The sequence below is a fragment of the Alteromonas sp. R7 genome (genome assembly GCF_055755235.1).
The window spans coordinates 237,453-249,204 of sequence record NZ_JBVTQX010000007.1; the positions used below are offsets into that span (position 1 = coordinate 237,453).

Annotated in this window: 9 protein-coding genes; 3 read left to right on the forward strand and 6 right to left on the reverse strand. The window is 43.7% G+C overall.

Annotated features, from left to right (window positions below):
- The 3 genes from AC0J2X_RS13375 to AC0J2X_RS13385 form a co-directional block, all read right to left on the reverse strand.
- Entirely contained in the window at positions 1-1,386 is a 1,386-nt protein-coding gene (locus AC0J2X_RS13375; RefSeq protein ID WP_075177657.1) for a YcjX family protein, read from the reverse strand.
- A gap of 212 nt (positions 1,387-1,598) precedes the next feature.
- Positions 1,599-2,360 (reverse strand): MBL fold metallo-hydrolase, encoded by a 762-nt coding sequence (locus tag AC0J2X_RS13380; RefSeq protein ID WP_472996091.1) that lies wholly within the window; start codon positions 2,358-2,360, stop codon positions 1,599-1,601.
- Between the two features lie 137 nt (positions 2,361-2,497).
- On the reverse strand, positions 2,498-3,421 hold the full coding sequence (locus AC0J2X_RS13385) for a LysR family transcriptional regulator (protein WP_472996092.1): 924 nt from the start codon (positions 3,419-3,421) through the stop codon (positions 2,498-2,500).
- 213 nt (positions 3,422-3,634) lie between these two features.
- Between AC0J2X_RS13385 and AC0J2X_RS13390 the strand changes: the two genes are divergently transcribed.
- On the forward strand, positions 3,635-4,855 hold the full coding sequence (locus tag AC0J2X_RS13390; RefSeq protein WP_187446326.1) for an acyl-CoA dehydrogenase family protein: 1,221 nt from the start codon (positions 3,635-3,637) through the stop codon (positions 4,853-4,855).
- 73 nt (positions 4,856-4,928) lie between these two features.
- Here AC0J2X_RS13390 and AC0J2X_RS13395 read toward each other — a convergent pair whose 3' ends face one another.
- The 3 genes from AC0J2X_RS13395 to AC0J2X_RS13405 form a co-directional block, all read right to left on the reverse strand.
- The gene (locus AC0J2X_RS13395) at positions 4,929-5,456 is read right to left on the reverse strand and encodes a hypothetical protein (protein ID WP_278343626.1); all 528 of its coding nucleotides are present in this window, start codon (positions 5,454-5,456) and stop codon (positions 4,929-4,931) included.
- Positions 5,457-5,480: 24 nt separating this feature from the next.
- Entirely contained in the window at positions 5,481-6,011 is a 531-nt protein-coding gene (locus tag AC0J2X_RS13400) for a hypothetical protein (protein ID WP_039227006.1), read from the reverse strand.
- A gap of 167 nt (positions 6,012-6,178) precedes the next feature.
- Positions 6,179-8,272 (reverse strand): TonB-dependent siderophore receptor, encoded by a 2,094-nt coding sequence (locus AC0J2X_RS13405; RefSeq protein ID WP_472996093.1) that lies wholly within the window; start codon positions 8,270-8,272, stop codon positions 6,179-6,181.
- Between the two features lie 191 nt (positions 8,273-8,463).
- Here AC0J2X_RS13405 and AC0J2X_RS13410 point away from each other — a divergent pair, with 191 nt between their 5' ends.
- Positions 8,464-9,078, forward strand: a complete 615-nt coding sequence (locus AC0J2X_RS13410) for a class I SAM-dependent methyltransferase (RefSeq protein WP_472996094.1) — start codon at positions 8,464-8,466, stop codon at positions 9,076-9,078.
- Positions 9,079-9,115: 37 nt separating this feature from the next.
- Complete coding sequence (locus tag AC0J2X_RS13415) at positions 9,116-11,692, forward strand: DEAD/DEAH box helicase (RefSeq protein ID WP_472996095.1); 2,577 nt, start codon at positions 9,116-9,118, stop codon at positions 11,690-11,692.
- Positions 11,693-11,752: the final 60 nt, after the last annotated feature.

The window sequence follows — 11,752 nt, forward strand, 5'->3', positions numbered from 1 at the left end:
TTACTCTCCTTTGCCCAGTAAAAACTGAAGCAATCTATCTACGCCCTTACCCGCTAAAATACGCGCCTTAAAATCGCTAGGTACACTCACATCAGGTACTGGAAAGTGGCTACCCTCTTCCATCTCTTTCAAAGTGCTGGGAATAGGTTCGAACGTAGACTCTACATAGCGGCCATCAGTGTCTTTGTAACGAATAGCATCATCATTACTACCTTCGTCGGTTACTTGCATGCTAGACACTAAAAAATGCTCAAATTGTATGGGTTTACCGTCAAACCGTGCTCTCGCCCCTTCGGTAATTTGGGTAAGTAAATTAAGTAAGTTAGCGCGCTGACTTACAGGCACTAAATCAGACTTAGTGGCCACAAACGCCACTCTGCCTATTTGTTCTTTTTTCAGCACATTGCGTGAAAACCACGTGCTTTGCCCGTACACAAAGGTGTCGGCCAAATGACTCAGAGTTTCTTTTAACTGATACAAATGCTGTCTGCTGTGGTTAAGCCCTTCAAACAAATCGACAAGAATTATCTGCTTGTCGGTTTCTTTGAAAATGGACTGCTTCAGCGGCGTTAACCACCCACTTTGGAATTTAGCAAAGTGCTTGTCGAATATTTTAAACCAAGGGTGTGATACATCGCTGGTGATGCTAGACGGAAGCGGCGTAAAACCAAAGGCCTGCCAATCGAAGTCGCTCGATTCCAATAAAAAACTGCCCGGTTGAAGAAGCGAGATGCCGTTGGCCTTCGCTTCTACTAAATAATCGCGATAGGCATTAACCAGCAGCTGAATACGCTGTTCGGTTGGCTCTTGCTCAAAATCAAACTGATTAACAAACGCTTTCCACTGGTTGGCAAAATACTGCTGCGGCCCACTGCTAAGCTGAGCCCACGCAGAGTCTGACCAATGAGCATAGGTTTTACTTAGCATGGGAATGTCGGTCACCCATTCTCCAGGGTAATCGATAAACTCAAACACCACATCGCTATGAGGCAATACATGACGCTTCAATGAGGCGGTTTCTTTTAAACGCACCACCAGCTTAAAACCGAATGCTTCTTCGGTGGCTTTAGGCCATTGGCCGTTTTCAAGATCAGCAATGTTCTGTATATGCGGGAACGGTTTGTAGCCTTCAATGGGCTCTATGCGCATATCAAGCACTTGGGATGGCGGCAAATAACGTAGCAAAGGCAAACACGCATAGCCCTCTTCACTACGGCTTTTCAGCATAGTGATAAGGCTAGTGAACAGCATAGATTTACCGCTTCGACTTAGCCCAGTAATGGTGAATCTGTGAGTTTCTTTGTTAAACACACTGCTAAGTTTGTCGCCAGTTAGCGACGCCATTGCCCGAGTCTTGTCAAAAAGCGTAGCGATATTTTTTTGCATTATTTTGTTTGTATTCTGCCTTTGCAGTTCCTATTCCCTTAAACCTAAACCTTTAAAAATAATATCCAGAGAGTGCGGCCTATACATTATTGCCCTCTCGTTATTATAGATATGCCTATAGGATTAATGTGGTTATTAAGGGGGAAAAGCAAGGGCAGTGCCAGCTAAACACGCCGCTTCGTAAATAAGTAACGTTAGTGACAGCTAATAAACTAATGCTCGCGAGTCTTATTGAATAGCTTTTTCTTTATGCGATTTTTACTGGAATGCCAGTGATTCTTAGGTTTGCGCGGCGCGTTTTCAATAACGTGTTCAAAATCGATATCCGACTTTTTGGTGGGCGGAACGTGAGCACAAAAGAATGTATCAATATGTGACTGGGCCAGCTTCTTTAAGCTTTCGCGGTATTGGTTTGGGTGACATAACGGATATGGCGGTACTAGTTCACCTTTCACCTGTACCAATACATCGGCAATGTAAGCCTGCTGCGTGGGAATGTGCATTAGCGTTAAATCGTGGTCGGTATGGCCCGGCGTGTACATAACCTGCCAGTCAGGAAAACCGGGCAGTAACTGATTGTCGGCAAGCGTCATATCTGGCGCTAGTATTGGGTTGTACCAAATAGGCATTCTTGGCTTGCCAATAAGATTGGCCACCCACCAGGTTAGCAACAAATCTATGCCGTGAGCAGTACGCCCAGCAAACCCAGCATACCAATTGATGGCTTTGGGATGAGATGCCACCTGCGCACCAGCACGTTCACGTAGTTTAATGGCGCCTCCGGCGTGATCTGGGTGCATGTGTGTAACCACAATCAGCTTTAAGTCACTTAACGGACGACCTAAGGTTTGCGTAATGTATCGACACACGTTGTCTACATCGGCGCGGCTACAGCCATCAAGCAATAGCAACCCCTTGCTGTCTTCAACAAGATAAATATGCTGTATGTAGCCTGCAAGTGTGTGAATATTCATTACTGCTTCCTTTTCACCAAAACACGCGCCAACCGCGGTATCTGACATACCTCATGTACGCTAGCACTAAACCCCGCTAATCGTTGGCAAAGTGTGGTCTGCGTGATAATGCCTATAGCGCTGAATCCTATCAGAACCTATCTGGTAAGACCAGATTCAGCGAACAAGTGTAGCATTAAATTGCGTAACCACATTAGCCCGGGCTCGCCTTCCTGCTGGCTATGCCAGTAAAGGTGTGTTTCCAACGCGGGAAGCTGATACGGCAGTTTGGTGCTAATCAAGTTATCATCGCTTACCGCATCAGCCACAGAGCCTGGCAAAGTTAACAAAGCGTTAGTGCTAGCCACCACATCTGCCGCGGCGCGATAGTTTTGGCAACGCCATAATGAAGGACGGCTTATACCTAGTTGCTGCAGCGCAATTTCTTCTACCGACGCCCCTTTTGCCCGGTTCGACACCGTTATATGGCGTGCCGCCACATACTTTTTCTTATCTATATTTTGTGCCAACGGGTTTTGCTTATTCATAAGCACCTTGTAGGTGTCGCGGCGCAATAGTGAGTGAGAGATGGGCGCAGCAACAGCGCGACCAATATCAATAACGAGGTGGAGGTTTCTATTTGTTAAGTCTGCCAGCATTGCATCTCGATGTAAGCGAGTGCTTACTATTTCAATATTAGGTGCTTGTTTTTCAAGGGTTGAAAGCAGAACAGGTAAAACGCCTAATTCAAGAGACTCTTGCATGGCAATAACAAAGCGCTGATGGCTGTGTAACGGGTCGAAGTCGGCAAACTCCCCCAATGCTTTTCGAATATCGCTTAAGGCTTTTAGAATAGCGGGCGCTAACCGTTCGCAGGCTGCAGTAGGCAACATGCTTTGTTTTTCTTTAACAAAAAGTGGGTCGCCCAAAATATCCCTAAACCTGCGCATGGCATGGCTAACGGCCGATGGCGTAATGTGAAGCGCTTCAGCTACGCGGGTCATATTCCTATGCTGCCAAAGCGCTTCAAAAACCTTGAGCAGGTTTAGATCCAATTTCTCGAATTGTCTGTTTTCGAACATTGCCACAACCATGAATGAAATTCACACCATTTAAGGATTATATTTCATTTTATTCACTTAACAACTTTCTCTACTATGCGTTTAACAAACAGTTATCGCACGCTTTAGAGACAGTCCCTACATTTTAACTTGCGGCGACCCAAGTGCGAGATGCGAAGCAAATACTCTCTATATTTAATTAGTACAATTTCAATGAATGTAAAAAGGTGCCCTATGGATTTTTCACATAACGACAAAACCAAAGCCTTACTAGAGAAGCTCGATAATTTTATAGCCGAGCATTTAGCGCCAATTGAAGATGAAGTTTACGACTTTCACCACAAAGAGAATAATCACGGCGACTGGAAAAGCTGGAAGCTGCACCCTGGTACTGAAGCGCTTAAAGCTAAAGCGCGTGAAGCAGGATTAGCCAACCTGTTTTTACCCGATGCCGAGCTAGGCCAGGGCCTTACCACGCTTGAATATGCGCCTATGGCAGAGCGCATGGGAAAATACCTCTTTGCACCAGAGATTTTTAACTGTAATGCGCCTGATACCGGCAATATGGAAGTGCTGTATCACTTCGGCAGCGACGCCCAAAAAGAGAAATGGCTTAAACCATTGCTTGCAGGTGAAATACGCTCAGTGTTTGGTATGACAGAGCCTGATGTTGCATCGTCTGACGCCACCAATATGGCCGCCACCATTATTGAAGATGGCGATGACGTAGTCATTAATGGTAAAAAGTGGTGGTCGACAGGGTTAGGCCATCCTAATGCTGCTATAACTATATTCATGGGTTTATCTAACCCTGATAACGACAAGCACAGTCGCCACAGTATGGTCGTAGTGCCGCTTGATACGCCTGGAATTACCATTAAGCGCATGCTAGATGCCTACGGCGATTACGATGCGCCTTACGGCCACGGGGAAATGCATTTCGATAATGTGCGCGTGAGCAAAGACAACCTAATTATGGGTTTAGGCAAAGGCTTTGCTATTGCACAAGGGCGTTTGGGCCCAGGCCGTATTCACCACTGCATGCGCGCTATCGGCATGGCAGAAAAAGCGCTAGAGCTTGCACTTAAACGTGGTCACGAACGGGTTGCGTTTGGTAAACCAATCATACGCTTAGGTGGCAACTTAGAACGCGTAGCCGATGCTCGCATGGCTATTGAGCAAGCGCGTTTGCTCACGCTCCACGCCGCTTGGAAAATTGATAACTTAGGCGTAAAGCACGCTATGACCGAAATCTCAGCCATTAAAGTGGTGGTGCCGAATATGCTACAAAGCGTGGTGGATATGGCACTACAAATTCACGGCGGTGCGGGTATGTGTAGCGACTTCCCACTGGCGCGATTTGCCGCTGGTGCAAGAGCCCTTCGGTTAGCTGATGGCCCTGACGAAGTGCATAAAGGCATGGTGTCACGACTAGAGCTTAAGAAATATCAGTAGTTATAATTAATACAAAAAATGCGGCTTCATTAAGCCGCATTTTTTATAGGTTAAACAGCTGCACCAAACAGCGCTAGTTGCCTTCTTCCCGCTGCTTTATTTTACGGTGAATAGCATCAAGCTTTTTGAAGCTTTCCCATAGCTCTGGGTGTGTTGCGATTAATGCTGCAACATGGTCGTGATTTTCTTCACGAGTATTTTTGGTAAGAAATTTAATGTCGTCATCATGAGGTAATAGACCAAAGTTGATGTACGTATTATCGCTTGTCGACGTATTGCTGGCTTTTTGTATCATCATAGCCCTGTAAGACTTCAAATACCTAGGCTCGCAATGCTTACGCACAATTTGGCTACCGGTGGGCTTACTGCGATGACATATCATGTCAAACTTAGCAACGTTATTAATTTCGTTGTAGAGCTCCAAAAAAGCAAAGCGCTCTTGCTCAAAAGCTGTTACGAGTTGAGGCGTTGTTTTCTGCCCCACAACATCAATTCGCTCTACTTTCTGCTTATCTAACTGGGCCATTGCGTGGCCACTGGTTAGTGAAAAAAGCGCTAAAGCAGCGCTTAGTGCGAAATGTTTTTTAAGAATACGGTTCATTTTAATTCCTGTGATTTTCATGAATTAATCTTCGTAAACTTCTTCTTTACGCTGCTCAATGCGCTGGTGAATAGCGTCTAGTTTAGTAAAGCTATCAAATAGTTCTGGATGGGTGGCAATCAACGCTGCAACATGCTCGAATGCATCTTCTCTCGTGTCGTTAGTAAGAAAGCGAATATGGTCATCGCTGGGTAAGCGGTTAAAATCAATTCCCGGGCCAGTAGACGAGACTTGCATCATCATTGAACGAAAGTCTTTCACATAACGCGGTTCGCAACTTTTACGTGCAATTTGGCTTCCAATTGGCTTGTGGTATTTACAGATTACGTCGAACTTTGCGACCTCATTAATGCTGTTATACAACTCTAGGAACTCGAAACGCTGCTTGTCGAATGCACGCTTCAGTTGGGGAGAAGTTTTCTCACCTACTACGTCGATTGTTTCGTAGCTTTGTTTATCGGTCTGTGCGGCGAGGTGGCCGCCAAGAAAAACACCTAACGTTAGTACTGACAACTTAACGGCATTTGGGAACACTTTGTTTAAGTGTTTATTCATTTGAAACTCCATCTTCTGAACGTTTTAAAACAATAGCAACTGGTCTAATTTTAATCAATTAATAAAAATTTAAATTAAGAGTCTAAGCAAACTGTTCCATTAGTGATGAATCACAAACAAAAAATGCGGCCTAAGCCGCATTTTAATTATTCATGTTTTGGTTCATATTAGAACGTATATGATGCACTCAACTGAGCGTTGATTCCCGCACCGTAGTAACCAACCGTATGTAGACTGTTAATGTACTTCTTGTCGAAGATATTGTTGATGTTCATGCGAACGGTGAAATCTTCTGTAAACGCATGTGAAGCATAAACGTTGCCTAAGAAGTAAGCGCCCTGCTTTACATTGTAGTCTACGTTGCTGACTTCAGACTGCCATCTACCGCCAAAACCTACTTCAATTTCTGGCGCTTGCGGTACGGTGTAACCTAGTTGGAACGTCACTACATCACGTGGTGCCCATAGGTTAGCGTCGTTACCTTGCTCGTCTTCTACATCAATGTTGGTGTAAGACGCGTTAATGCGTAGATCATCAGTTAACTGACCCGCTAGCTCAAACTCAAAACCATCAGACTCTACCGATACGCCTTTGTAGTAGTACTGAAGAGTTTCAGGGTTAGTACCTGCATATGCTGCCAAGTTATCTTGTTCAGCGGTGAAGTAAGCGAAAGTTGTTAGTAGTCTGTCGTCGAACCACTGCGCCTTGAAGCCCGCTTCAAAGTTCTTACCCTTAGTTGGGTCAAGGTATTGGCCGTTTACGTCATACTGTTCTTGTGGCTGGTACACGTCAGAGTAGCTCACATACGCATTAACATCTTCTGTTACCGCGTAAGTCGCACCAACATAAGGGCTGGCTTCGCTTTCTGAGTTATCGATAACCGCGCCCGCGTTTTGGCCAGTACGCTCGAAGTCGATCGCGTTAAAACCAGCGATGATGTGCATTGCGTCTGTTACGCTGAATCGAGCAGAGCCGAAGTAACGCGTTAGTGTTTGCTCAATATTTGAGTACTCAGACACACCTAACCACTCTGGCTCAGCAATCGCATCTAAGCCGTACGGGAATGCTGGTGTTGGGCCGTATGCAGGAGTAGTAGCGTAGTCAAACGCATGAACAAAAGACACGTCGTCGCTAGTAGCGTGACTTACACCAAAGTTAACTTCATGGCTGCGACCAAACAGCTCGAAATCACCGAATACACGGCCTTCTAACAGGTGAGAGTCAATTTCAGAATCGTAACGACCTGGCCAGCCAACTAAGCCTAGGCCAGTCTCTTTATCAATGGCACCGTAAGCATAAAACAGCTTACTTTCATCTTCGTAACCACGGAAGTTATAGCTAAGTAGCAATTGCCAGTCGTTGTCGAACTCATAGTCTAGTTCAACAAAGGCGTTAGTGGTTTCAGTATCCCACTTGGTCCATTCTTGCGTAGTGGTGTCATTAATATCCCACTCAGCTTGCGTGCCGTCGGTATAGTTGAATACTAGCCCGCCCCACGTGTTACCGTCGGTATTGGCATCTTGGTATGACAAACCGAAGGTTATCGTTGCGTTATCCGTTAGCTGACCGTCAATAACGCCGTATACAAAGCCGCGATCGTTTTCTAAACCATCTAGGTGAGACTCTTTATCTTCAAAGCTACCTACTACACGCGCCGCCCAGCTGCCGTCTTCTGTAAGCAGCATAGAGTAGTCGCCTTGAACACGCTTGAAGTTGTAAGAGCCAATGCTTGCACCCACTTCGCCGCCTTCTTCGTTAGTAGGACGCTTGCGCACATAGTTGATGGTGCCTGACGCGTTACCTACACCAGTAAGCAGGCCGTTCGCACCACGAATAACTTCAATTTCTTCGTAACCGTAAGCTTCAACCGAACCGGTAACAATACCCCAGTCGTTAGGCAGGCCTACACCATCAATTTGGGTGTTTTTAATTTCAAAACCACGTGCGGTGTAGTTAGTACGGTTAGTTTCCCACTCTTCTACGTTAATACCTGGTGCTAGCTTTAGTGCGTCATTAATGTTGAACGCACCGAACGACTGCATAAGGTCTTCAGAAAGAATACTGATAGACTGAGGCGTTTCACTGATTTCCATGGTTAAGCCAGTTGCACCGCGGCTAACACGGTTTTGGCGAACACCTACAATACGAATTTTTTCTACGTCTGCTTCTTTAACTTCTACTGTATCGCTTTGAGTTGTTTGCGCATTTACCGACAAAGCAAACGCGATAGGCGTTAGTGCAAATAAACTGCTTAGTTTCATGGTTTTCTCTGTTATTTGTTTATGAAGGGTTAAGAACTTTACGGCGGGGGAGTATAAGATAAATTAAAGCTAATTCAAATGATAATTATTGCTATTTAAGTTTCTAAAAAGAGATTTCACAAAATGGTAAAGGTAGCTGCGTTTGTGGGAATGCGATAATCTGTACCTCAGATCAGGGAGGCATCGACATTTTGTCTAGCAGTACAAAAAACACCATTAAGCATTACAGTGAAAAAGCGCAGCATTACTTCGACTTATACAATTCGGTTGATGCTGAAAGTGTGCACACTGATTGGAAAGCATCTTTACAGCAAGCTGAAGTAGGCTTTGCGTTAGACGTAGGCGCTGGCAGTGGCCGCGATGCAAATTGGTTAGCCGAAAAAGGATGGAAAGTAATAGCTGTAGAGCCTGCAAATGAGCTAAGAAACCTAGCACAAGCCAATTCACATAACAGTGTTACATGGTGTAACGCCAGCTTACCTGCGCTTACCACCCTCCCCCAAGCGCCAAAAACATACGACCTAATACTGCTTTCTGCTGTTTGGATGCATTTACCAGAATCTGAAAGGCCACTCGCGTTAAACCGTTTAGCTGATTTACTTTCAGAAAATGGAATCATGTATATAAGTCTACGATTCGGCCCAAATGATGAGGCTAGGCCTATGCACCCTGTTAGCTATGAAGAATTGGCGACTTTAGCGCAAAGCAACGGACTAACTGCACGCAATTTAAACCCTGTTCCGAGCCAAGATGGTTTGAAGCGTGATGATGTCAAGTGGGTTACGGTAGAAGTGGTGAAAAGATAGTGTCAGTGAAAAGTGTCATAACAACGGATTTAAATGGATGAGCTTATCAAAATTGTTAGAGCGAAAGGGATTTCAACTCATCGACTCACAATACACCTCATACCTATATAGTGACGCCGAGCAACAGACTGGAGTTATTCTCGATACGCAGTTTTATGGCAATGACAGGCCTCAATATCGATATCATGAATATACGGGTTGGCAAAATATGCTTATGCATAAATTTACCAAGCTTTACAGATTCATTGATGATCAAGAACCGGACAATAAGTGGCTCGTTGATGCTGTTTTAGGTGAAACAAACGAGGAATATGACTTTCAACATTACGGTACTGACAGGCACATAAACGAAATAGATCCAACGAAGCCTGAATACAATTTCGAAAGTCTATTCGAGCAGGTTTACGGCTCTAAATATCTTTATGCTTTGGAGCGTGAATATCAATATATCGATCTACTGGGTAAAAGCCGCTATGTAGACTACATGCTAAAGACGCAAAGCGGTGAGATTGCAATTGAACTAAATGGGGAAGCTTTTCATCACCCTTTGGTTATTGATAGGAAGCGTTATCTTTCACAACTGCTAAAACAGAACTCGTTAGTGAAAGACGGTATAAAAGTGTATCGTTGGTCAAATGCGGGAATGGCAGACGAAAAAAAGTTTGCTGATCAAATTCACCTGTATTTTGGAGCGCCAGAAACGTTCTGCGAAAAACCCTCAGCAAGTCAGTTTCGTCATATCTGTTTTTCACTTTTCAAATATCAAGAAGACGCACTGTCTGACATACAAAATAATAGGGAAGCGGGAAAGGATACTTTCTTACTGATACTTCCTACTGGTACAGGCAAGACAGAAGTATTTATTGCAGACCACCAAAGGCAGCGGAAGTTGGGACGGGCTAAACGTGCATTGGTCATAGTACCTTTCAAAGACCTTCGCGACCAAACAAAATCACGTTTTTTGGAGCGCAACTCTTCCCTAGTAGTATCTTCGGATATAACCGATACCAAAGCAGATGTAATTGTACAAACAACACAAGCCATACAACGAAGCTTCTTTTCTCTTTCATCAGATTACTTTGACTATATTGTGGTGGACGAGGCACACCATGCACCAGCACAAGGTCTTAAAAGGGTTTTAGAACACTTCAAGCCCAAAACCCTACTTGGTTGCACAGCAACCGACAAACGGCTAGACCAGAAAGATTTAGCTGAAATATTTGGTAGATACCAAATAAATATGACCCTAGAAGAGGCGATAAAACAAAGCCTCTTACCACCTATACGGGCTTTTCGATTAGAGAGTAATATTGATTTTTCACAAGTACGATTCAATGGGAAAGAATTCGTAAAAAGCGACCTAAATAAAAACGTCATTATTCCTTCTCGAGATCAGCTGATCGTTGATGTTATTTCTAAATACTTTAGCCAAGAAGACACCACTACCCACCAATCTCTATCGTCACTTCAAGGTGTAATATTTTGCGTAGACGTAAAACACGCTAATAGACTTGCTGCACTGCTAAATAAACACATGATTAGTGCAGAAGCAGTATCAGCAAACAGCCGCGAAGGCCTTAAAAAATATAAGGATGGAAAACTACGGTTTTTATGTGCATGTGATTTATTAAATGAGGGGTGGGACGCGCCTAACACTTCAATTGTCGTAATGGCAAGACCAACAATGTCCAAAGTGCTTTACATGCAACAGTTAGGAAGAGGCACAAGGAACTACCTAGGCAAAGAAGCGCTTTACGTAGTTGATGTGGTTGATAGATATGGACCTGCGCTTCAACCGTGGAGTTTGCACAGTATATTCAATTTAACTGATTACAGGCCTTTCGCTGATGTATTCAACCCTAACGCAGCACCTGTAGGTGAAGAGATTGTTCTAGATCACCTTTATGAATCCGAAAGAATTCTAAGACCTATTAAACTATTTAATTTCGAGGATGAATTCGGTGATTATGTAAATGATGAACAACTTGCAAGAGAACTATTTGTTTCCACGGGCACAGTAAAAAAATGGGTAAAAAACCTAAGTGTAGTTCCTGACAAGCAATTACCGTTTGGCAATAAAATGCTTAACTATTACAAACAAAGTAGAGTTCACGAGATACGCGAAGAAAAAAACCTGAAGCTTCGTAGCGAAGCCACGAGAAGGGATGATTTTTTCGAGTTTTTGGAGCAACGAGATTATACGTTTTCATTCAAAATCATCTTTTTGCTATTGATGCTTAAGCACGCAGATAAAACTGGCGAAGTATCACTTACATTGCTAAGAGATGATTACCAGTCATTTTATAAAGACTTACTGACAAAATACGGAAAAGCTGAAAAACCAAACAGCCCTCTGAATAATGAAGAGTTTTTAAATGACAAAAGTCGGCTAACTAAAAGCATTCTTCAGAACCCATTCGAAAAATTCGAGCGCAAAAGCTTTATGTACCACGCCAAGGATTTAGACAAACTAGCCTTTGATGCTGTTTTGTGGGACAAGCTAGAGAGCAGCGATATAGAGTTGATAAGGATTCAAATGTTTGAAGATGGTGATGATTATTTTTATAAATACATAGAAAGAAATACACTCTTAGCAGACAGCGAATTTTTTTAAATATGAGTGACATATTAAAAAAACTAGGTTACGCGTTAGACTTTAGTATAATAAAATATT